Origin of the sequence: Pseudomonas sp. SLBN-26 (assembly GCF_006715895.1) — a bacterium.
GTDB lineage: Bacteria > Pseudomonadota > Gammaproteobacteria > Pseudomonadales > Pseudomonadaceae > Metapseudomonas > Metapseudomonas otitidis.
This window is the reverse complement of the sequence record NZ_VFOB01000001.1, coordinates 1,369,059-1,391,583: the sequence shown is the minus strand read 5'-3', so window position 1 is coordinate 1,391,583 and position 22,525 is coordinate 1,369,059. Positions and strand designations below refer to the sequence as shown.

The 22,525-nt window shown below is 68.3% G+C and carries 14 protein-coding genes; 12 read left to right on the top strand and 2 right to left on the bottom strand.

The genetic code is table 11. The features are described 5' to 3' along the window. Nucleotides 1-82: 82 nt before the first annotated feature. The 3 genes from FBY21_RS06460 to FBY21_RS06450 all read left to right on the top strand — a co-directional run bounded on the left by FBY21_RS06460 (nt 83) and on the right by FBY21_RS06450 (nt 7,901). Entirely contained in the window at nt 83-6,838 is a 6,756-nt protein-coding gene (locus tag FBY21_RS06460) for a calcium-binding protein (RefSeq protein ID WP_253543660.1), read from the top strand. A 91-nt stretch (nt 6,839-6,929) separates the two neighbouring features. Continuing rightward, complete coding sequence (locus FBY21_RS06455) at nt 6,930-7,397, top strand: tetratricopeptide repeat protein (protein ID WP_142016297.1); 468 nt, start codon at nt 6,930-6,932, stop codon at nt 7,395-7,397. Between the two features lie 36 nt (nt 7,398-7,433). Further along, complete coding sequence (locus tag FBY21_RS06450; RefSeq protein ID WP_142009611.1) at nt 7,434-7,901, top strand: hypothetical protein; 468 nt, start codon at nt 7,434-7,436, stop codon at nt 7,899-7,901. Nucleotides 7,902-8,111: 210 nt separating this feature from the next. Here the strand turns inward: FBY21_RS06450 and FBY21_RS06445 are convergent, their stop codons facing one another. Both FBY21_RS06445 and FBY21_RS06440 read right to left on the bottom strand, forming a co-directional pair. Beyond that, a complete protein-coding gene (locus FBY21_RS06445; protein WP_142009608.1) occupies nt 8,112-8,849 on the bottom strand; it encodes a substrate-binding periplasmic protein in 738 nt (245 codons plus the stop codon). Nucleotides 8,850-9,090: 241 nt separating this feature from the next. Beyond that, nucleotides 9,091-9,870: an AraC family transcriptional regulator gene (locus FBY21_RS06440; RefSeq protein WP_142009607.1), complete on the bottom strand. Its 780-nt coding sequence runs from the start codon at nt 9,868-9,870 to the stop codon at nt 9,091-9,093. A gap of 276 nt (nt 9,871-10,146) precedes the next feature. Here FBY21_RS06440 and FBY21_RS06435 point away from each other — a divergent pair, with 276 nt between their 5' ends. From FBY21_RS06435 to katE, 9 genes are all read left to right on the top strand, one after another. Then, entirely contained in the window at nt 10,147-11,769 is a 1,623-nt protein-coding gene (locus tag FBY21_RS06435; protein WP_142009604.1) for an APC family permease, read from the top strand. Nucleotides 11,770-11,808: 39 nt separating this feature from the next. After that, nucleotides 11,809-12,840, top strand: a complete 1,032-nt coding sequence (locus FBY21_RS06430) for an Ldh family oxidoreductase (protein ID WP_142009602.1) — start codon at nt 11,809-11,811, stop codon at nt 12,838-12,840. A gap of 12 nt (nt 12,841-12,852) precedes the next feature. Further along, on the top strand, nt 12,853-13,779 hold the full coding sequence (locus FBY21_RS06425; RefSeq protein ID WP_142009600.1) for a 4-hydroxyproline epimerase: 927 nt from the start codon (nt 12,853-12,855) through the stop codon (nt 13,777-13,779). 45 nt (nt 13,780-13,824) lie between these two features. After that, entirely contained in the window at nt 13,825-14,772 is a 948-nt protein-coding gene (locus FBY21_RS06420) for a dihydrodipicolinate synthase family protein (protein ID WP_142009598.1), read from the top strand. Between the two features lie 57 nt (nt 14,773-14,829). Next, nucleotides 14,830-16,407: an aldehyde dehydrogenase (NADP(+)) gene (locus tag FBY21_RS06415; RefSeq protein ID WP_142009596.1), complete on the top strand. Its 1,578-nt coding sequence runs from the start codon at nt 14,830-14,832 to the stop codon at nt 16,405-16,407. Between the two features lie 2 nt (nt 16,408-16,409). Then, nucleotides 16,410-17,681: an NAD(P)/FAD-dependent oxidoreductase gene (locus tag FBY21_RS06410; protein WP_142009595.1), complete on the top strand. Its 1,272-nt coding sequence runs from the start codon at nt 16,410-16,412 to the stop codon at nt 17,679-17,681. A gap of 117 nt (nt 17,682-17,798) precedes the next feature. After that, a complete protein-coding gene (locus FBY21_RS06405) occupies nt 17,799-20,006 on the top strand; it encodes an ankyrin repeat domain-containing protein (protein WP_160158570.1) in 2,208 nt (735 codons plus the stop codon). 112 nt (nt 20,007-20,118) lie between these two features. Continuing rightward, nucleotides 20,119-20,298 carry a general stress protein gene (locus FBY21_RS06400; protein WP_044404703.1) on the top strand — a complete coding sequence of 60 codons (180 nt, stop codon included), beginning with the start codon at nt 20,119-20,121 and terminating at the stop codon, nt 20,296-20,298. 85 nt (nt 20,299-20,383) lie between these two features. After that, nucleotides 20,384-22,519 (top strand): catalase HPII, encoded by a 2,136-nt coding sequence (gene katE / locus FBY21_RS06395; protein ID WP_142009591.1) that lies wholly within the window; start codon nt 20,384-20,386, stop codon nt 22,517-22,519. Nucleotides 22,520-22,525: the final 6 nt, after the last annotated feature.

The window sequence follows — 22,525 nt, the reverse complement described above, 5'->3', positions numbered from 1 at the left end:
GGTGGGGGCGAGTTACTTCGACCTTGACGGCGACGGTCTCAGCGAGAAAGCCGGTTGGGTCAGCCCCGATGATGGCCTGCTGGTGCACGACCGCAACGGTGACGGACGCATCAGCAACGGCACTGAACTGTTCGGCAACCACAGCCTGTTGAACAATGGCAACAGGGCCGAGAATGGCTTCCAGGCCCTGGCCGAGTACGACAGCAACGGCGACGGCGTGATCAACGCCCAGGACGCTGCGTACTCGACGCTGCAGGTCTGGCGCGACCTCAACGGCAATGGCGTCAGCGATGACGGCGAACTGCAAGGGCTGGCCGCTGCGGGCGTCGTTTCCATCGGCACCGGCTACAGCACCTCCAACCATACCGATGCCAACGGCCACGAGCACCGTCAGATCGGCACCGTGATGCTGGCCAGCGGCATTGCCTCCACGGCGGCCGACGTCTGGTTCAAGGTCGACAGTACCCGTCGCGTCAACAGCGGCAACATCGAGCTACCCGATGATGTACTGAGCCAGGCCAACGCCAGGGGCTTCGGCAAGGTCCAGGACCTGCATCAGGCCATGGCATTGGACTCAGGTCTCAAGAGTCTGTTGGCTCAATACGTGGCTGCAACTGACCCGGCAAGCCGCGACGCGCTACTCGACACTCTGATCTACCGCTGGGCTGGTGCCGAGGGTGTCGACCCCTACAGCCGTGACCCCAAGAAGGTCTACGGCCATGTGATGGACGCGCGCCAGCTCGTCACCCTGGAGAACCTGGTGGGGCGCCCCTACCTGGGTACCTGGTGCTGGGGCGAGCGGGACCCGAACCCCCATGGGCAGGCGGCACCGATCCTGGTGGCCGAGTACCTGGAGTTCAAACGCTTTACCGCCGCGCAGATTCTGGCGCAGACCGAGTACGCCAAGGAGCTGAGCATCATCAAGTCGGCGTTCGGCTCTGATGCTCGTAGCATCGTGGTGGATTGGAACGCCTTGCAGGGCACGCTGAGTGGTTTGCTCGCCGAGGGCAAGCCCGAGCGCGTGCGTGAGGTCATCGGTATCCTCACCGACCTGGGTACCTACTCGCCCACGTATCGAGCCAAGCGTGATGCTGCATTCCAGGCCATTACGGCCTCCAGCATCGAACTGGCGCCTTTCTTCGATTTCTCTACGCGTATCGGCACCTCGGGTAATGACACGCTTTATGGCATCGACTCCGGAACGATATATTATGGTGCGGGTGGCGATGACCGTCTGTATGGCTACTCCGGTGTCGACAGCTATCACTTCGCGCGCGGCCAGGGTAACGACGCAATCCTTGACCGGGGCGGCCTCGACCAGATCGTCTTTGGCGCCGGCATCAGCCAGAGCGACCTGGTGTTTTCTCGGAACACCACCACCGTCTGGATCAACGTCAAAAACGTCGACGGCAGCGATGCCGGCTCGGTGCGTATCGACAACTTCTTCGACTTCGATGGTTCGCTGGCCTATGGCGCCATCGAGGCGATCCGTTTCGTCGATGGCGGTGGCCTGAGCCAGCAGCAGATGCTCGATCTGCTGACCGCCTCGTCGCTGACCGCTGGCAATGATCTGGTGTTCGGCAGCGCCGCTGGTGACAGCATCGATGCCCTGGCAGGCAACGACAGCATTCATGGCCTGGGTGGTAACGACCAGCTCTCCGGCGGCGCTGGCGACGATGTGCTGATGGGGGATGACGGTAACGATTCCCTGATCGGTGGGGCCGGCAACGATTCGCTGATTGGCGGTCGTGGCAACGACAGCTACCTGTTCGATATTGGTCACGGCAATGATGTGATCGATAACGCCGCCGATGCAGCCGGCGGCAAGATCGACCGCGTGGTATTCGGTGCAGGTATCGATCCCGCCAGCGTCGGCGTGAAGCGCAATGGCAATGACCTCCTGCTGCAGACCTCGGCCAGCGACAGTGTGCGGCTCACCAACTACTTCAGCGCCGAAGGCACCAACGGTGTCGCCGTCGACCGCATCGAGTTCCACAACGGCACGGTGTGGACCATCGCCGACGTCAAGAACCTGGTGCTGCAGGCCACGTCCGGAAACGACCGCATCGAAGGCTACGTGACCAACGATCAGCTTTGCGGTCTGGAGGGGGACGATCGTCTGTTCGGTTATGGCGGCAACGACACCCTGCTGGGTGGCGAGGGGCGCGACACTCTCGATGGCGGCATCGGCGATGACCGGCTGTTCGGCGAAGCCGGCGACGACATGCTGGAAGGTGGCGAGGGCAACGACTACCTGGATGGGGGCGAAGGCAACGATCGCATCGACGGGGGTGTCGGTGACGATACGCTGGTGGGCGGTGCTGGCAATGACTACCTCAATGGCAGCGCCGGCCGCGACACCCTGCAAGGTGGCGATGGCGATGACACCCTGGTGGGTGGCGCGGGTGATGACTTCCTGGCCGGTGGCAAGGGTAACGACCGCCTAGACGGTGGTAATGGCACCAACAACTACCTGTTCGCCCGTGGTGACGGACAGGATGTGATCGTGGATGCCTACGAAGGGATCGTGACGATCTACCTCGCGGACCTGCCGCTGGAAACCCTGGTCTTCCGCCGCAATGGCACCAGCCTCGAGGTTTCGTTCCCGGACAGCCCGGCCGACCTGATCTCGCTTTCCGCGTTCTTCCGCGACGAGGTGCCACTGAGTGGTATTCGCCTGCGCTACGGCGATGGGTTGGAAACCCTCATCGCCGCTACGCAACTGCGCCAGCTCACCCTGGACGGCACGGCTGCGGGCGACCTGATCAACGCCTATTCCACCGACGACCTGATCGACGCGCTGGGCGGTAACGACACGGTCTACGCGGGCGCAGGTAACGACACCGTGCGAGGCGGCGAAGGGGACGACCTCCTGGACGCCGGGATCGGCAACGACGTCGTCGAGGGTGGTCTCGGCAACGACACCTTGCTGGCCGGGGAGGGCGATGACCTGCTGGACGGTGGGGCGGGCGACGACCAACTGGAGGGCGCCGCCGGCAACGACCAGTACCGACTCACGGCGCAATGGGGTCATGACCTCATCATCGACCGGAGTGGTACCGACAGCGTTCGCTTCGACGGTGTGGCACCGGAGGACCTGCTGCTGCGCCGTGACGGCGAAGACCTGGTGGTGACCCATAAGACCACGGGCGACAGCGTACGGATCCAGGGGCAGTTCTCGTACCAGGCTGGGCAGCCTGGTGTGTACGCCATCGAGCAATTCGTCTTCGACGGCGGCCTGGTCTGGGACTTCGACACCCTCAAGCTCAAGGCACTGGAGGGCACCGCTCAGGACGACGCCATCTACGGCCATGCCGACGACGATGTGATCGACGCGGGCCTGGGCAACGACCTCGTTCAGGCGGGCTTCGGCAACGACCAGGTGCTGGGTGGTGAAGGCAACGACACCCTGCATGGCGAAGCGGGCAACGACACGCTCTTCGGCGGTGCGGGTGACGACCAGCTGTACGGCGAAGAGGGTGAGAACCAGCTCTCCGGCGGCGACGGTAATGACTCCCTGTTCGGCGGCTACCAGGCCGACCTGCTGAGCGGCGATGCCGGCGATGACCTGCTCGACGGCGGCGATGGCAACGACACCCTGCGCGGTGGCGAGGGCCATGACTCGCTGATCGGCGGGGGCGGCAACGACCAGCTGTTCGGTGACGCCGGCAACGACACCCTGCAGGGCAACGGCCTGCTCGATGGCGGCAGCGGCGACGACCTGCTGGAAGGCTACGGCGAACTGCTGGGCGGCGATGGCAACGACACGCTACATGGCCAGGGCTCCGACACCCTCATCGGTGGGGCTGGCAACGACCTGATCGTCGCGCGCAACGACGCCTGGAGCGGCAACGCCAGCGTGATCGAAGGCGGCACCGGCAGCGACACGATCTACGGCTCCTTCGGCGACGACACCTACCGCTTCAACCTCGGTGACGGCCAGGACCTGCTGATCGAGCGCCGCGCCAACGAAGCCTTCAGCAACATCGAGCCGAGCTTCGACACCCTGAGCTTCGGCGAGGGCATCGCTGCGGCGGACCTGGGCTTCCACCGCCGTGGCCTGGACCTGATCATCGAGCACGCCAACGGTACTGACCGCATCACCGTGCAGAACTGGTTCAAGGAGCCGACCGACCACTTCAAGCTGGACAGCCTGACCTTCGCCGACGGCAGCTCGCTGAGCCAGGCGGATGTGGAAAACCGCGTGATCCACCACGGCACCGACAACGCCGACAGCATCCTCGGTTACCGCAATCTGTCCGAGACCATCCACCTGGGGGCCGGCGACGACAAGGCCTGGGGCCGTGCCGGCAACGACACCATCCTCGGCGAGGGCGGCAACGACTACCTCGAAGGCGAAGACGGCGACGACCTGATCCTGGGCGGCGCCGGCAACGACCAACTCGATGGCGGTGCGGGCGCTGACCGCCTCATCGGCGGCACCGGGGACGACAAGTACGTCTACAGCCTGGGCGACGGTGCGGACGTCATCGACAACACCGGTGGCGGCAACGACGGGGTGTTCTTCACCGGCGGCATCACCCAGGACCGGCTCGGCTTCCGCCGTGACGGCGACGACCTGCTGATCCTGGTGGACGGTGATGCACAGCAGTCGGTGCGTGTGCTCGGCCACTTCCTCGGCGGCGACAAGGCTATCAGCTACGTCCAGCCGGATGGCGGCTTCATGCTCACTGCCACGCGCATCGGCCATATGGTCGCGGCGAATGGCGTGGCGGGCGGCTACCAAGCAGTGATCGACGGCGGTACTGGGGCGGATCGCCTCTCCGGCTACGACGGTCGCGACCTGCTGCGCGGCCTGGCCGGCAACGACACCCTGTTCGGCATGGGCGGCAATGACCAGCTGGAGGGCGGTGACGGCAACGACTACCTCTCCGGCGGCAACGGAGGTAATGCGGGCTCGGGTGACGACACCCTGATCGGTGGTGCAGGCAACGATGTGCTCGACGGCGAGGACGGCAACGACCGTCTGGTGGGCGGTGCCGGCGACGACAAGTACTACTACCGCGCCGGTGGTGGCATGGACGTCATCGACAACACCGGTGGCGGCTTCGACGGCGTCTTTGTGCTCAATGGCGTGGCCCGTGCGCGCCTGAGCTTCCACCGCGACGGCAATGACCTGGTCATCCTCGTTGACAAGGACATGAAGAACCAGCTGCGCATCACCAACCACTTCCTGGGTGGTGACTCGGCCATCGACTACGTCCAGCCGGACGACGGCGGCAGCTACCTCACCACCGCGCAGATCGCCAGCCTGATCACCGCCTTCCCGGATGGCAGCGGCACCCCCGGCCCGGTGGACCCGAACCCCACCGACCCCGGTACGCCGACCGATCCGGGCACCGGGCAACCGCCGGTGCCGGGCCTCGGCGGTGCCGACTCGCTGACTGGCACGGCCGGCAACGACGTGCTGATCGGTGGGGCCGGCAACGATACCCTGGCCGGTGGCGCGGGCAACGACCGCTTGCTGGGCGGCGTGGGTGACGACACCTACGTCTACACCGCCGGCCTGGACGTCATCGAGGAGGCGGGCGGCGCAGCAGATACCCTGCGCTTCGCCGGTGGAATCACCTACAACCAGGTGGGCTCGGGCCTGTCCAAGTCGGGCAACGACCTGATCCTCAAGGTCAACGGCAGCACCACCAACCAGGTGACGCTGAAGGACTTCTTCCTGGGTGGCGACAACCTGGTGGAAACCTTCACCTTCGAGACCGGTGGCCAGCTCACCGCCGCGCAGATCTTCGGCGCGTTCGGTATCGCCGTGCCAACGCCGGTGGCAGCCTTCGACAACACCGTGCAGGGCACGGCGGGCAACGACGGTGCCCTCAACGGCACCGCCCAGCGCGACCTGCTGCTCGGCTACAACGGCAACGACTCGCTGTCCGGCGGTGCCGGCAACGACCGCCTGGAAGGGGGCAATGGCAACGACACCCTCGTCGGTGGCCAGGGCAACGACACCCTGCTTGGTGGTCGCGGCGACGACACCTACGTCTTCAGCGCCGGCAGCGGCCAGGACGTCATCGACAACACCGGGGGCGGCTACGACACACTGCGCTTCGAAGGCATCACCTTCAACCAGGTGGGCAGCGGCCTGACCAAGAGCGGCAACGACCTGGTGCTCAACGTCAGCGGCGGTACCGACAAGGTCACCCTGAAGAACTGGTTCCTGGGCGGCGATGCCGTGGTCGACGTGATCACCTTCTCCGGTGGCGGGCAGATGACGGCTGCCCAGGTGTTCAGCGCATTCGGCCTCACCAACCCCGATACCGTCGGTTCGCCGAACTACCTGAACGTCCCGGACGACCGCTCCTTCGGCACCGTCCTGGCGGGCCAGGCAGGCGATCAGAACATCCTCGGTTCCTCGGACGCGGACCTGATCGACGGTGGTGCAGGCAACGACACGCTGCGCGGCGGCAAGGGCAATGACTACCTGATCGGCGGGGACGGCAACGACACCTACCGCTTCGCCGCCGGCGACGGCCAGGACGTCATCAACAACCTGTCGAACAAGCCTGCCGACAACGATGTGCTGAGCATCGAAGGCATCACCCGCGAGAACCTCTGGCTGTCCCGCCAGGGCAACAACCTGGTGATCGACGTGCTGGGTTCGGCCGACGCCATCACCGTGCAGGACTGGTACGCAGGCGCGGCGCAGAAACTGGACGCGGTGCAAGCCGGCAGCTCCACGCTCTACGCCAATCAGCTTGAAAACCTGGTCAACGCCATGGCCACCTTCGGTGCACCGCAGGGCGGGGAGATGAATCTGACCCAGGCTCAGCGGGATCAGCTGAACCAGATCATCGCGGTGAACTGGCAGTAGCTGTAAGGCTGTAGCGAATGAAACAGCCCGCCTGATGGCGGGCTGTTTTTTAGCGTGAAAATTGCTCGCCTGACATCAAGGAACTGAGTCCATGCATGACATCACCGATACCGAATCCGTAATGCAAGAAGCAGAACGATTGCTGGAGGAGGGGGACCCGCAGGTGGCACGCTCGATCCTCGCTCCCTACGTCGCGCAGCGAGTACCCGCGGCGCTGTTTCTCTATTCGTCGGTCAGCGCTCCCGGGGAGGGTATCGAGGCGTTCGAACGCAGAAGCTTCGAGATGCTCAGTGAGGCGGCTGAGCTGGGCCATGTCCCCGCAATCACTGCCTTGGCGAAGTGCTTCGATACAGGGGATCGGGTTGAGCAGGATTGCCAGCGGGCAGCCATCCTATTCGAGCAGGCTGCTGCCTGTGGCCACCCGCAGGCGAAGCTCTATCACGGGTTGAATCTGTTCTACGGGTCGAATGGCATCAGGGCAGACCGGAAAGAGGCCATACGACTGTTGCAAGAGGCTGCAGCCGAGGGTGTGCAAGATGAGCGGACAGCGCTCAGGTGAAGGTGCGCCGTAGTCGGTCGCAGTATGAGGAGTGGTATGCGTGTAGACGTTGAGAGTGACGCCGAGCTGCTAAAGGCTTACGACAGTATCGAACAAAGCATCGCCACTGCCGGCAGGCAGGGGCAGGACGTGCTCGATCGCTGCATCAATCGAAGCCTCTGGAAAGCGCATCACTACAACGGGCGAGAACTGCTGGTCGAAACGGATGGCGGACGTTTCCTGCATGTTCATTGTCACGCGGGAAAGGTCGTGTGGCAGGTGTTGGAGTCAAGGCCCGTTGACCTTGAGCCTTGCTTGCTGGATGAGTCGATCACTTTCAGATTTCCAAGCGGCGAGGAAGTTGCGTGGCACTGGCGGGAAACTCTGGACAGTTTTCGTGGAAGGCCATTCGCCCTTGCCGTGAGTGATGCGCTGTTGTTCATGTTCTGGCGCGACGGCCCTGAATATCTTTTCAGCTGTTATCGGTCGGAGAGCGACCTTTACCTTGTGCTGGGTGAGTGCTGAGCAGATGGGGACACGTTGTTCCGGCAACTGAGGAATGTTTTCCTCCGGCGCCGCATAGAACCTGGTTCCCCCCCCGACGTGGGTCGAGGGCGTGGCCTTCTGCGACCAGGTACTGAAGAAGGCAACGGCTCCTCTGCTCGCGCGCGCCGGGGTCCGATTTTCCTATGCCTGGTTTCGAGAGGCTGGATGGCGTTTCCCCAGTGCCGAAAGCTACCTGGCATCACCCAGCCACTTCCGCTCCAGCGCCACCAGCCGTCCATCCGCGCGCATCTTCTCCAGCGCCTGCTGCCAGCGGGCGACGATGCTTGCGTCGGTCTGCCGGGAGAAGGCGATGTAGTTGCCCTGGTGCATCACCGGCGCGGCGTAGCGCAGTTGCTCGGGGGCGAGGCCTTCCTCGCGGGCCATGGTTTCGACGCTGAGGGTATCGGCGGCCACCAGGTCGGTTCGGCCCAGGCGCAGCAGGCGCATCATCTGTTCGGGGGTGTCGACGCCGTAGAGGTTGGCGAAGCCCATCTCCTGCAGGCGGCGATAGACCAGCCATTTGCGCGGGGCGGCGATGCGCTGCACCTGGCGCGCCTCGTCCAGGCCGGTGATGGCGGGGGTGTGGTCGGCGCGGGCGTAGAGTGCGGTCTCGACCTCCAGCAGCGGGCCGACCAGTTGGTAGTCGGCCTCGCGCTCCGGGGGGCGCAGGATGGTGAAGACGGCCACGTCCGGGTTTTCGCGGGTGATCAGCAGGGCCCGCAGCAGCGGTACTCGCTCCAGCTGGAGCTTGTCGCCGGTCTCCTGGGCGATCTCGTGCAGCAGGTCGACGGCGAAGCCCACCAGCTCGCCATCGCGCTCGAAATGCAGGGGCGGGTGGTCGTCGGTGAGCAGGCGCAGTTCGGCGGCCCCCACGGTCTGGGCGGCGAGCGCGGCATACAGCAGCAGCCGGGTAAGGGGCCCTTTCATGAAACAGTCTCTAGGGCTTTGCGGTTCAGCGTAGCGGGAGCGGCGTCATTTGACGCGGTAGAGCACCACGGGGCCCAGGTCGATCGCTCGTAGCGCTTGATCACCTGCTTCCCCTCCCAGTGCTTGTCGCGGAAGACGCTCGGCTCGTGGACCAGGGTCGGCAGGTTGCTCTTGCGTTCCATACGCACGGTGGTGACGCCGAATACCAAGAGCCACGCAGGGGGAGGCGGTGGCCGCGCGCTCATGAGCTTCCGCCCATCGCCTGCCGGTACTGCCGTGGCGTAAAGCCGGTGAGCTGCTTGAACTGGCGGCTGAAGGCGCTGTGGTCGGTGTAGCCGCATTGCAGGGCGACGTCGGTGATGGGCAGGTCGGTCTGCAGCAGGCGGTGGGCGTGTTCCAGGCGCGCCTTGCTGATCATCTGCCGGGGCGTGAGGTGGAACACCCGCTTGCAGTGGCGCTCCAGCTGGGCGACGGAGAGGCGGGCGATGCGGGTGAGGGTCTCCAGGGTGATGGGCTCGTGGAAGTGCGTGCGGATGTGCTCGTCCACGGCGGCCAGGCGTTCGTAGGCGGGGTGGCTGGCGCTGGCCGATTGCAGGTCCACCGAGATGCCCACCAGGCCAATCACCTGCCCGGCGCGGTCGTGCAGGGGGCGTTTGTGGGTCAGGCACCAGCCGGGTTCGCGGCTGCCGTAGAGGTGCAGCTCCAGCTGGTCCTCCAGCACCTGGCCCTGCTCCAGCACACGGCGGTCCTGCTCGGTGTAGCCGGGGCCGAGCTGGGCGGGGAAGACCTCGGCGCTGGTCTTGCCCAGCAGCGGTTGCAAGGCCTTCAGGCCGCAGCGCTGGACCAGGGTGCGGTTGGCCAGCAGGTAACGCGCCTGGGTGTCCTTGATGAAGATCGCCGCATTGGGGATCGCATCCAGCATCGGCAACAGCAGCCGTGCGCTGGCCAGCAGCGCGTCCATGCTCTCGGGGCGTTCCAGCCCCTCGTCGGCGAACAGTCCTTCCAGCGGGTTCTGCGGCATCGTCCTGCCTCCCAGTGCGCGGCGAGCCGGCAGGTTGCCGCAGGTGGAGGAAGCCTGTCGAGCCTTGCCCGGCCATTCCGCCAACTGTGCCGATTTCGTCATGGGAACCGAGGAAATGCATCAAGCCCGCAGGCGCCCGGGCGGGCCAACCTATGGCCGTTGCAGACCTCGGGGCGCCGTCGCACCGGTTCGTCTCCGTGCCTGATTCGTCGCCAGGCCCCGGTGCTGCACAGGGATCTCTCCAGCCCATCCAATAACGCACAAGAAGGCTACGCCATGTCTGGAAAGTTCAAGAAACAGCTGTCCCTGACGGACCTCACCTTCATCGGCCTGGGGGCCATCTTCGGCTCCGGCTGGCTGTTCGCGGCCAGCCACGTCTCCGCCATCGCAGGCCCGGCGGGCATCTTCTCCTGGCTCCTCGGCGGCTTCGCGGTGCTGTTGCTGGGCATCATCTACTGCGAGCTGGGGGCGGCGCTGCCGCGTGCCGGCGGGGTGGTGCGCTACCCGGTGTTCTCCCACGGCCCGCTGCTGGGCTACCTGATGGGCTTCATCACGCTGATCGCCTTCTCCAGCCTGGTGGCCATCGAGGTGGTCGCCTCCCGCCAGTACGCGGCGGCCTGGTTCCCGGGCCTCACCGAGGCGGGCTCCAGCGACCCGACGCTGATCGGCTGGCTGGTGCAGTTCGGCCTGCTGTGCCTGTTCTTCTGGCTCAACTACCGCAGCGTGAAGACCTTCGCCCGCGCCAACAACCTGGTCAGCGTGTTCAAGTTCATCGTGCCGCTGCTGGTCATCGGCGTGCTCTTCACTTTCTTCAAGCCCGATAACTTCCAGGTGCAGGGCTTCGCGCCGTTCGGCCTGTCGGGCATCGAGATGGCGGTGTCGGCGGGCGGCATCATCTTCGCGTACCTGGGGCTGACGCCGATCATCTCGGTGGCCAGCGAGGTGAAGAACCCGCAGCGCACCATCCCCATCGCGCTGATCCTCTCAGTGCTGCTCTCCACCGCCATCTACGTGCTGCTGCAGGTGGCCTTCCTCGGCGCGGTGCCGACCGAGCTGCTGGCCAACGGCTGGGCCGGGATGTCCAAGGAGTTCGCCCTGCCGTACCGCGACATCGCCCTGGTGCTCGGGGTGGGCTGGCTGGCCTACCTGGTGGTGGCCGACGCAGTGGTCTCGCCCAGCGGCTGCGGCAACATCTACATGAACGCCACCCCGCGGGTGATCTACGGCTGGGCGCAGACCGGCACCTTTTTCCGCCTATTCACCCGCATCGACGAAGACTCCGGCATCCCGCGCCCGGCGCTGTGGCTGACCTTCGGTCTGTCGGTGTTCTGGACCCTGCCGTTCCCCTCCTGGGAGGCGCTGATCAATGTGGTATCCGCCGCCCTGGTGCTGAGCTACGCGGTGGCGCCGGTGACGGTGGCGGCCCTGCGCCGCAACGCGCCGGACATGCCGCGCCCGTTCCGCGTGCGGGGCCTGGCGGTGATGGGGCCGCTGTCCTTCGTGATCGCCGCGCTGATCGTCTACTGGTCCGGCTGGGGCACCGTGTCCTGGCTGCTGAGCCTGCAGATCCTGATGTTCGTGATCTACCTGCTGTGCCGCCGCTTCGTGCCCACCGAGCACCTGGGCATCGCCCAGCAGGTGCGTTCGTCCGCCTGGCTGATCGGCTTCTACGCCGTGACCCTGCTGCTCTCCTGGCTGGGCAGCTTCGGCGGCCTGGGCGTGCTCGGCCACCCCTACGACACCCTCGCCGTGGCCGCCTGTGCCCTGGGCATCTACCACTGGGGCGCCACCACCGGCGTGCCGGCCGAGCTGATCCGCCTCAGCGGCGAGGACGAAAGCGAGGAGGGCACCGATGCGGACGTCGCGCCTTCCGCCACGGCCTTCCCCAGCCGCGCCTAGCCCACTGTCTGCAACCCGATGACCGGAAGGAGTCTGGCCATGAACGACCTCATCAACCTCAGCCTCGACCAGGTGCACGCCCTGGCACTGCGTGCGCTGACCGTCAACGGCATGGGCGAGGACCATGCCCGCGCCATCGCCGACACCATCACCCGGGGCCAGCGTGACGAATGCCACTCCCACGGCCTGTACCGGGTGCTGGTGTGCGTGCATTCGCTGCGCAGCGGCAAGGTGGACCCGCACGCTCGGCCCCTTGTGAGCCGCCCGGCGCCGGCCATCGTCCGCGTCGATGCGCAGCGGGGCTACTCGCTGCTGGCCCTGCAGACCGGCCTGCCACTGCTGGTGGAGCAGGCCCGCGAGCTGGGCGTCGCCGCCCTGGTGATCCGCAACTGCTTCCACTTTTCCGCGCTGTGGCCGGAGGTGGAGGCCATCGCCGCCGAAGGGCTGGTTGGGCTGGCCATGACCCCCAGCCACGCCTGGGTGGCGCCGGAGGGCGGCCGCCAGGGGGTGTTCGGCACCAACCCGCTGGCCTTCGCCTGGCCCCGCGAGGGGCGCGAGCCCTTCGTCTTCGACTTCGCCACCAGCGCCATCGCCCGGGGCGACATCGAGCTGCACGCCCGCCAGGGCAAGCCGATTCCCCTGGGCTGGGGGCTGGATGCCGAAGGGCGGCCCAGCACCGATGCGCGGGCCGTGCTGGAAGGCGCCATGCAGACCTTCGGCGGCCACAAGGGCTCGGCCCTGGCGGCGATGATCGAGCTGATGGCCGGCGCGCTGATCGGCGACCTCACCAGCGCCGAGTCCCTGGCTTTCGACGGCGGTGCCGGTGCCACGCCGCTCCATGGCGAGCTGCTGCTGGCCTTCGACCCCGCGCGCTTTCTCGGCGGCGAGCTGGAGGCCGGCCGGCAGCGGGCCGAGGCGCTGTTCGCCGCCATCATCGACCAGGGCGCGCGGCTGCCGTCGCAACGGCGTTTCGCCGCCCGCCAGCGCAGCGAACGCGAAGGCGTCTGGGTCGGCCGGGCGCTGCTGGACGACATCCAGCGCCTGATCGACCACCCCCATTCCCCGACCTGACGGAGCCGCCCCATGAAGCGCATCCATGTCATCGATTCCCACACGGGCGGCGAACCCACGCGCCTGGTGATGGACGGATTTCCCGAACCCGCCGGCCGCACCCTGGCCGAGCAGCGCGACAGCCTGCGCGAGCACCACGACCATTGGCGCCGCGCCTGCCTGCTGGAGCCCCGCGGCAACGACGTGCTGGTGGGCGCGCTGTACCGCCCGCCGGTGACGCCGGGCGCCACCTGCGGGGTGATCTTCTTCAACAACGCTGGCTACCTCGGCATGTGCGGCCACGGCACCCTCGGCCTGGTGGCGTCCCTCCGGCACCTGGGGCTGATGGCCCCCGGCGAGCACCGCATCGACACCCCGGTGGGCACCGTCAGCGCCACCCTCCACGAGGACGGCCGCGTCACCCTCGGCAACGTGCCGGCCTACCGCCACCGCCGGCAGGTGCCGGTGGAGGTGCCCGGCCATGGCGTGGTCCATGGCGACATCGCCTGGGGCGGCAACTGGTTCTTCCTGGTCAGCGACCACGGCCAGCGCCTGGAGCTGGACAACGTCGAGGCCCTGACCGCCTACACCTGGGCGATGCTGCGGGCCCTGGAGGCCCAGGGCATCCACGGCGAGGGCGGGGCGCTGATCGACCACGTCGAGCTGTTCGCCGCCGACGCCGAGGCCGACAGCCGCAACTTCGTCATGTGCCCCGGCAAGGCCTACGACCGTTCCCCCTGCGGCACCGGCACCAGCGCCAAGCTGGCCTGCCTGGCGGCGGACGGCAAGCTCGCCCCCGGCCAGCGCTGGGTGCAGGCCAGCATCACCGGCAGCCGCTTCGAGGGGCACTACCAGTGGGAGGGCGAGCGCATCCGTCCCTTCATCACCGGGCGTGCCCACCTCACCGCCGACAGCACCCTGCTCATCGACGAGCAGGACCCCTTTGCCTGGGGCATCTGAGCCCCGTTTTCCCGAACCCTGAATCCCTGCTCAAGGAGCGACAACATGAATATCGACATCTTCCGTGGCTGCATCCCCGCCCTCATGACCCCCTGCACCGACGCGCGCCAGCCGGACTACGACGCCCTGGTGGCCAAGGGCCGCGAACTGGTCCAGGCCGGCATGAGCGGCGTAGTCTACTGCGGCTCAATGGGCGACTGGCCCCTGCTCAGCGAGGCCCAGCGCCAGGAGGGCGTGGCGCGCCTGGTGAAGGCCGGTGTGCCCACCATCGTCGGCACCGGCGCGGTGAGCACCCGCGAGGCGGTGGCCCATGCCGCCCATGCCGCCAAGGTCGGCGCCCAGGGGCTGATGGTGATCCCGCGGCTGCTGTCCCGTGCGGCCTCGCCGGCGGCGCAGAAGGCGCATTTCACTGCCGTGCTGCAGGCCGCGCCGGAGCTGCCGTCGGTGATCTACAACAGCCCGTACTACAGCTTCTCCACCCGCGCCGACCTGTTCTTCGAACTGCGCGGGCAGCACCGCAACCTGATCGGCTTCAAGGAATTCGGCGGCGCCGACGCCATGCGCTACGCCGTCGAGCACATCACCTCGCGGGATGACGAGGTGATCCTCATGGCCGGCGTCGACACCCAGGTGTTCCACGGCTACGTCAACTGCAACGCCACCGGCACCATCACCGGCATCGGCAACGTGCTGCCCCGCGAGGTGCTGCTGCTGGTCTCGCTGAGCCGCCAGGCCGCCCAGGGCGATGCCCGCGCACGCCGCCAGGCCCTGGAGCTGAGCGCCGCCCTGGACGTGCTCTCGTCCTTCGACGAGGGCTGCGACCTGGTGCTGTTCTACAAGTACCTGATGGTGCTCAACGGCGACCGCGAGTACCGCCTGCACTTCAACGAGAGCGACGCCCTCAGCGACTCCCAGCGCCGCTACGCCGAGCAGCAGTACAGCCTGTTCCGCCAGTGGTACGCCAACTGGACCGCCGAGCAGAACCTCGCCTGAACCCGCCCGCCCCGCCGCCCTTGGGCGGTGGGGCCCACCCGCCATCCAGGATGCCCCATGACCCTCACAGGCAAGATGCTGATCGGCGGCGCAGCGGTGCCCGGCGCCCGCGACGCCCTCCACGCCATTGACCCGGCCACCGGCCAACACCTGCAACCCGCCTACCCGGGCGCCAGCCGCCAGCAGGTGGAACAGACCTGCGCCCTGGCCTGGGCCGCCTTCGACCCGTACCGGGACACCACGCCGGCCGCCCGTGCGGCCTTCCTCGACGCCATCGCCGATGCCATCGAAGCGCTGGGCGACGCGCTGATCGAGCGCGCCATGGCCGAGACGGGACTGCCCCAGGCGCGCCTGCAGGGCGAGCGCGGCCGCACCTGCCAGCAACTGCGCACCTTCGCCCGCACCCTGCGCGCGGGTGAGTGGCTGGACGTGCGCATCGACCGCGCGCAACCCCAGCGCCAACCCCTGCCCAGGCCCGACCTGCGCCAGCGCCAGGTGCCCCTGGGGCCGGTGGCGGTGTTCGGTGCCAGCAACTTCCCCCTGGCCTTCTCCGTGGCCGGCGGCGACACCGCCTCGGCCCTGGCTGCCGGCTGCCCGGTGGTGGTCAAGGCCCATGGCGCCCACCCCGGTACCAGCGAGCTGGTGGGGCAGGCGGTGGCCCGCGCGGTCGAGCGCTGCGGCATGCCCGAAGGCGTGTTCTCGCTGCTGTTCGGCGCCGGCCGGGAAGTGGGCCTTGGCCTGGTGACGGACCCGCGCATCAAGGCGGTCGGTTTCACCGGCTCGCGCAGCGGTGGCCTCGCCCTGTGCCAGGCAGCCCAGGCGCGGCCGGAGCCGATCCCGGTCTATGCCGAGATGAGTTCGATCAACCCGGTGCTGCTGTTTCCCGCCGCTTTGCAGGCCCGTGGCGCGGCCCTGGCGCAGGGTTTCATCGCCTCGCTGACCCTGGGCGCCGGGCAGTTCTGCACCAACCCGGGCCTGCTCATCGCGCCTCGCGGTGCGGCGCTGGATGCCTTCCTCGCCCACGCCGCCGAGCAGCTGCGCCCGTGCAAGGCCCAGGTGATGCTCACCCCCGGCATCCACCAGGCCTACGCGGCCGGGGTCGCGGCCCTGGCCCGCCACCCGCAGGTGCGCCGGGTCGCCAGCGGTGAACCCGGGGAGGGGCCGAACCGCTGCCAGGCGCAGCTGTTCGTCACCGATGCCGAGGCCTTCCTCGCCGACCCGCAGTTGCACGGCGAGGTCTTCGGCGCGGCGGCGCTGGTGGTGCAATGCGAAGGCGCAGAGCAGGTGTCCCGCATCCTCGATGCCCTGGAGGGCCAGCTCACCGCCACCCTGCACCTGGACGACGCCGACCTGGACGCCGCCCACGTGCTGCTGCCGACCCTGGAGCGCAAGGCCGGCCGCGTGCTGGTCAACGGCTGGCCGACCGGGGTGGAGGTGTGCGATGCCATGGTCCACGGCGGACCGTTCCCGGCCACCTCGGATGCCCGTTCCACCTCGGTGGGCACCGCCGCCATCCAGCGCTTCCTGCGCCCGGTGTGCTACCAGGGCTTCCCCGATGCCTTGCTGCCGGCGGCGCTGCGCGAGGCCAATCCCCTGGGGTTGCGGCGGCTGCTCGACGGCGAGCGGGAGGCCTGAACATGGGCGACCTCCAGCCAGCGAATGTGGATGTCGCGGTGGTCGGCGCCGGCGTCATCGGTGTCGCCTGCGCCCTGCAGCTCGCGCGCCAGGGGCTGCGCGTGCAGGTGTTCGACCCGGACGGCGTGGGGCAGGGCGCCTCCTTCGGCAACGCCGGGCACCTGGCCACCGAGCAGGTGTTCCCGATCGCCGACCTGTCGATCCTCAAGCGCCTGCCGGGCATGCTCCTCGACCCCATGGGCCCGCTACGCCTGGACTGGACCTACCTGCCGCGCGTCACCCCCTGGTTCCTGCGCCTGTTGCTCAACCTGCGGGCAACGCCCTTCGCCCGCACCGTGGCCGGCCTGCGGGCCCTCAACGAGGCCAGCCTGGGCGCCTGGCGCCGCCTGCTGCAGGCCATCGAGCGGCCCGACCTGCTGCGCGAGGACGGTTCGCTGCTGGTGTACGAGCAGGACGCCTCCCGCGCGGCGCTGCAGGCCCTCCAGGCACGCATGGCCGGGCACGGCGTGCCGGTGGAGTCCTGGGGGGCGGAGGCCGTTCACGCGGCGGCGCCCCAGCTCAGCGAGGGGATTCGCGGTGGGCTGTTCTTCCCGGCCACCGGGCACTTCATCGACCCGCACCGCGTGGTTGTTGAACTGGCGCGGGCGGCCGAGGTGCTGGGCGTCACCTTCCATCGCCAGCGCGTGCTCGATGGCCACCGGCTGGCGGAGGGCGTCGTCCTGAGGCTGGACGGCGGCAGCCTGCGCGCCCGCCAGGTGCTGCTGGCCTGCGGCGCCCACTCCGCGCCGCTCACCGAACGCCTCACCGGCACGCGGGTGCCGCTGGACACCGAGCGCGGCTACCACCTGATGCTGCCCCGGGAGCACGGGCGGCTGCCGTTCGCCGTCACCAGCCTCGAGCGGCGCTTCATCATGACGCCCATGGCCGGCGGCCTGCGCCTGGCCGGCACCGTGGAGTTCGCCGGGCTGGAGAAGCCGGCGAACATGCCCCGCGCCTGGCAGCTGCACCGCCTCAGCCAGGGGCTGTTCCGTGACGAGCTGGACGCCGAGGGCGCCAGCCCCTGGATGGGCTTCCGCCCCTCGCTGCCGGACTCGCTGCCGATCATCGACCGGGTGGGCGAGGGCCGCGTCCTGCTCGCCTTCGGCCACCAGCACCTCGGGCTGACCCAGGCCGCCGTCACCGCCGAGTACATCGGCCAACTGGCCCAGGGGCAGGCCTTGGCGGGGCTGGAGGCGTACCGGCTGGGGCGCTTCGGCGAGCCGAGGAAGGGCTGAACCGCGTCACGGAAACCAACGGGTCGTGATTGACGGCAAAGAGCCAAAGGCGTCTGCTACGCCGATTTTCCGGACGCCACCGGGAAGGCCCTGCGCCCTCCCTCAAGGATGAAGACCATGCCCCTGACCGCTTCCCGTACTGCCCGCTGCCTGTCGACGCTGTTGCTGCTGAGCGTGACGCCCGCCACCTGGGCCACTACAGCCGGGCAGGCGGGGACCAACGCCTCGGCGAAGGCCTGGTTCACTCCGCAACGGGTGGCCGGGGACGGCGCCTTCTGCGACGAGGCGCTGAAGGCGGCCAGGGCACACTTCCTCACCCGCAAGCGCTGGGCGGCGTTCGTGCTGCCGGGTATGCAGCGTGTCGAACTGCGTGGCGCCGAGGCCGGCCAGGGGCCGGTCTACTTCGATTTGCTGACCCACCCGGGCTGTGGCGGTGCCTGCGAGCGTTACCAGGTGATCGCCAGCCGCACCCCGGGGCAGGACCGCGAGACGCTGGAGCAGCTGGCAAAAGGGCTGCCCGGCCCGGCGGTCGACGTGGAGCTGTTCAAGGACCGGGACGACCGCTACGTCAGCATCGGCAGCGGCATCGACGGCCAGCCGGACCGGCTGGAGGTCAGCCGCCTCAACGACGACCTGACCTGGACCACCTGCCGGATCAGCACCGGGCCGAATGAAGCGCAGATCGCCCAGAGCATCCCCGCAGCGGTGCGCTCGGCAGTGGAGGCGATGGAGCGGGCTGCGGCGCGGGTCCGGCAGGACGCCGGCTGGATGTGCGGCAGCGCGCGCACCCACGCCCGTTGGGAAACGGCCATGCATGACGCGTTGCAGGCGGTCCATTACCGTCCGTGGGCGGTGTTCGAGCGCGTCGACGACCCCACCGGCACCTACGAGCAGGACCTGCAGGGCCTGCAGCGCTGGGCCTACAAGGGTGTGTTCGAGCGCCAGGCCTACGAGGCGTTCGTCCAGCAGATGGAGCGCAGCCAGGCGACTGTCACCGCCTTCTTCTCCCAGCGTTACGGCCTGGCCAAGGCGCAGGCGGCTGCCCTGTCCCGGCAGGCGCTGCAGAACGCTGTCAGCGAGGGCATCCGCTTCTACCAGTACGCGCCCTACCCGAAGGACGAGGCCGCCCTGCGTGACGCCATCCTCGCCCACCGGCCGATGGCCGAGATCCGTGCGTTGCCGGGCAAGGTGGACGACCTGGCGGTGGCCATCGACTACCCCGAGGCCCTGGCCTACCTGATCGAGCAGGGCGCTGACGTCAACCAGGCGAACGCCTTCGGCAAGACGCCGCTGATGTACGCCGCCCAGTACAACCAGGTGCAGAGCGCTCGCACCCTGCTGGACAAGGGGGCCTACCCCAACGCAACCACCCTGATTCCCGTGGATGGCTGCAGCTACAGCCTGCGGACCACCAACATGACGGCGCTGCACTACGCCGCGCGCTATGCCGGCCCGGAGCTGGTGAAGCTGCTGCTGGACAGAGGCGCCGAGCCCGGCATCAAGGCCCGCTGGGACGGCGAGCCGGGGCGCACGCCCCTGGATTGGCTGCGGCAGTACACCGCGCCAGGTGCCGCCGAGCGCAACCCTAACATCGCCGACGGGCAGGTGGCCGGGGTGGCGGCGCTGCTGCAACCGGCGTCGGCCCCGGTGTTGCAGGCCCGCGCCCAGCGGCTGGTGCTGGAGGGCGAGAAGGCCTACCAGGCCGGCGACCTGAAGCGCGCGCTGCGAGCGCTCGACCTGGCGATCAACCTGCAGCCCGGTCATGAGCGGGCGCTGGCCGATCTGTCCCTGGTGGCGCTGCGGGACGGGGATTACGGCCTTTCCCTGCAGGCCGGGCAGGCCCTGATCGACGGCAGCCACGATGCCCGCCTGGTGGCCAATGCCTGGCACAACCAGGCCCTGGCCTGTGAGAAGGCCGGCTCGACCCGCTACAACGACCGGCTCTACTGCAACGCGGGGCCGCTGTACGCCCGCTACCAGGCCTGGCGTGCAGACCCCAGCGCGCAACGCGCGGCCAACCTGGTCGGGCACGCCGTCCCCGAAGGCGGCGGTTATACGGTTGCCTCGCTGGTCTACGACGACGTGCAGCTGGACGTGATCAAGGGCAGCGGGCCGACCTTCGATGGCCGCGAATACCTCTACCTGGCCCACCCGTCACGCATCGTCATCCACACCGAGCGCCTGGGCTGGAAGGCCGCCTCGGACACGCAGGCGCCGCCGGTGGTGGAGGAGGCGAGAGTGCTCGACGGGAGCCAGACCCTCACCGTCCTGCGCTGCGACCAGGGCTGCGACCTGAAAGGGTTGCAGGTGCTGCCCGCGCCCTGAGCCCGCTCCGCCTGGCAAAAAGTTAGAACCTCTCGCCGTCCCGGTCCTCAGACGTTCTAGGCGTCATCGACGCCGGACCCGAATGGACCCACAGACAAGAGAGGACCGTGCAATGGCTCAACATCGAGGTGGCAAAGGCAACTTCGCGGAAGACCCCCAGCGTGCATCCGAGGCCGGCAAGAAAGGCGGGCAGGTGAGCGGGGGCAACTTCCGCAACGACCCGGAACGGGCATCGGCCGCCGGCCGCAAGGGCGGGCAACGCAGCCACGCCCGGCGCACCAGCGAGGACTGAGCGCCACCGGGCCGGCGGCAGTTGCCGCCGGCCCGGTCATCCACCCGCCGCCCAGCGGCCCCATTGCCCAGCCGAGGACACCCCGATGACCGACAAGAAAGGCTCCGGCAGCGATCTCGCCGGTACCGACACCGCAGACCGCCGCAACACCAGCCGCAAGATCAAGCAGCTAGAGGCCTACCGCGAGGACGCCACCGGCGAGGCCCTGACCACCAACACCAGCACCCGCATCGCCGACAACCAGAACAGCCTGCGCGCCGGCGAGCGTGGCCCGTCGCTGCTGGAGGACTTCATCCTGCGGGAGAAGATCACCCACTTCGACCATGAGCGCATTCCCGAGCGCATCGTCCATGCCCGGGGCGCAGCCGCCCACGGCTACTTCCAGGTCTACGAATCGCTGGCCGAGCACACCAAGGCGGACTTCCTCAACGACCCGTCCAAGCGCACCCCGGTGTTCGTGCGCTTCTCCACCGTGCAGGGGCCGCGCGGCTCCGCCGATACCGTGCGTGACGTGCGCGGCTTCGCGGTGAAGTTCTACACCGACGAGGGCAACTTCGACCTGGTGGGCAACAACATGCCGGTGTTCTTCATCCAGGACGCGATCAAGTTCCCCGACTTCGTCCACGCCGTGAAGCCCGAGCCGCACAACGAGATCCCCACCGGCGCCTCCGCCCACGACACCTTCTGGGACTTCGTCTCGCTGGTGCCGGAGTCGGCGCACATGGTGCTCTGGACCATGTCCGACCGCGCCATCCCGGTGGGCTACCGGGCCATGCAGGGCTTCGGCGTGCACACCTTCCGCCTGGTCAATGCCGATGGGCGTTCGACCCTGGTGAAGTTCCACTGGCGGCCGGTGTCCGGAGTGCGCTCCCTGGTCTGGGACGAGGCGCAGAAGCTGGCCGGCAAGGACCCGGACTTCCACCGGCGCATGCTCTGGGAGGACATCGAGCGCGGCGACTACCCGGAGTGGGAACTGGGCCTGCAGCTGATCCCGGAGGATGACGAGCACGCCTTCGACTTCGACCTGCTCGACCCCACCAAGCTAGTGCCCGAGGAAATCGTCCCGGTGAAGGTGGTGGGGCGCCTGGTGCTGGACCGCAACCCGGACAACTTCTTCGCCGAGACCGAGCAGGCCGCCTTCCACCCTGGCCACCTGGTGCCCGGCATCGACTTAAGCAACGACCCGCTGTTGCAGGGCCGGCTGTTCTCCTACACCGACACCCAGCTGTCGCGCCTGGGCGGGCCGAATTTCAACGAGCTGCCGATCAACCGGCCGTTGTGCCCGTTCCACAACAACCAGCGCGACGGCATGCACCGGCAGACCATCAACAAGGGGCGTGCCGCCTACGAGCCCAACTCCATCGACGGTGGCTGGCCGAAGGAGACACCGCCGGCCGCGCGCAACGGTGGTTTCAGCAGCTATCACGAGCCGGTTTCCGGCACCAAGCTGCGCAAGCGCGCGGACTCCTTCGGCGATCACTTCTCCCAGGCCCGGCTGTTCTACCGCAGCATGAGCGAGGTGGAGCGCGGGCACATCGTCGCTGCCTACAGCTTCGAGCTGGGCAAGGTGGAGCGCGTGGCCATCCGCGAGCGGCAGGTGAACGAGATCCTCGCCAACATCGACCTCGACCTGGCGCGTCAGGTGGCCGAGAACCTCGGCATCACGCCACCCGGCGGGCCCACCGTGGCGGTGACGGACGGCAGCCTGCAGCAGTCGCCGGCCCTCAGCCAGATGAACCTGCTGCCGGGCAACATCCGCTCCTGCAAGGTGGCCATCCTGCTGGCCGACGGCGCCTGTGGGCGTGACGTGGAAACGCTGAGGGACGCACTGGAGCAGGCCGGGGCGAGCGCCAAGCTGCTGGCCCCCAGCTCGGCCCCGGTGGTGTCCGCCGAGGGCCAGAAGCTGCAGCCGGACGCGACCTTCGCCGGCTTGCCCTCCATCGCCTTCGACGCGGTGTTCGTCCCCGGCGGGGTGGCAGCGGCCAAGGCCCTGAGCCGCAACGGCGAGGCGCTGCACTACCTGCTGGAGGCCTACAAGCACCTCAAGGCCATTGCCCTCTGCGCAGAGGCGGGGGACCTGGCCAGCCAGCTCTATCTGGAAGAGGACGACGGCTTGCTGAGCGGGCCCGATGCCAACGCGGTGCGCCAGGCCTTCTTCGAGGCCATAGCCCGGCACCGGGTCTGGGCCCGCGAGCCCAAGGCCGCCATCGTCCCGGCCTGAACCGGC

What these genes read in the sequence shown, in the direction of transcription:
- FBY21_RS06455 (WP_142016297.1), top strand. Translation starts at nt 6,930, where the DNA reads ATGCATGACATCACCGATACCGAATCCGTAATGCAAGAAGCAGAACGA.
- FBY21_RS06450 (WP_142009611.1), top strand. Translation starts at nt 7,434, where the DNA reads ATGCGTGTAGACGTTGAGAGTGACGCCGAGCTGCTAAAGGCTTACGAC.
- FBY21_RS06445 (WP_142009608.1), bottom strand. Translation starts at nt 8,849, where the DNA reads ATGAAAGGGCCCCTTACCCGGCTGCTGCTGTATGCCGCGCTCGCCGCC.
- FBY21_RS06440 (WP_142009607.1), bottom strand. Translation starts at nt 9,870, where the DNA reads ATGCCGCAGAACCCGCTGGAAGGACTGTTCGCCGACGAGGGGCTGGAA.
- FBY21_RS06435 (WP_142009604.1), top strand. Translation starts at nt 10,147, where the DNA reads ATGTCTGGAAAGTTCAAGAAACAGCTGTCCCTGACGGACCTCACCTTC.
- FBY21_RS06430 (WP_142009602.1), top strand. Translation starts at nt 11,809, where the DNA reads ATGAACGACCTCATCAACCTCAGCCTCGACCAGGTGCACGCCCTGGCA.
- FBY21_RS06425 (WP_142009600.1), top strand. Translation starts at nt 12,853, where the DNA reads ATGAAGCGCATCCATGTCATCGATTCCCACACGGGCGGCGAACCCACG.
- FBY21_RS06420 (WP_142009598.1), top strand. Translation starts at nt 13,825, where the DNA reads ATGAATATCGACATCTTCCGTGGCTGCATCCCCGCCCTCATGACCCCC.
- FBY21_RS06415 (WP_142009596.1), top strand. Translation starts at nt 14,830, where the DNA reads ATGACCCTCACAGGCAAGATGCTGATCGGCGGCGCAGCGGTGCCCGGC.
- FBY21_RS06410 (WP_142009595.1), top strand. Translation starts at nt 16,410, where the DNA reads ATGGGCGACCTCCAGCCAGCGAATGTGGATGTCGCGGTGGTCGGCGCC.
- FBY21_RS06405 (WP_160158570.1), top strand. Translation starts at nt 17,799, where the DNA reads ATGCCCCTGACCGCTTCCCGTACTGCCCGCTGCCTGTCGACGCTGTTG.
- FBY21_RS06400 (WP_044404703.1), top strand. Translation starts at nt 20,119, where the DNA reads ATGGCTCAACATCGAGGTGGCAAAGGCAACTTCGCGGAAGACCCCCAG.
- katE (WP_142009591.1), top strand. Translation starts at nt 20,384, where the DNA reads ATGACCGACAAGAAAGGCTCCGGCAGCGATCTCGCCGGTACCGACACC.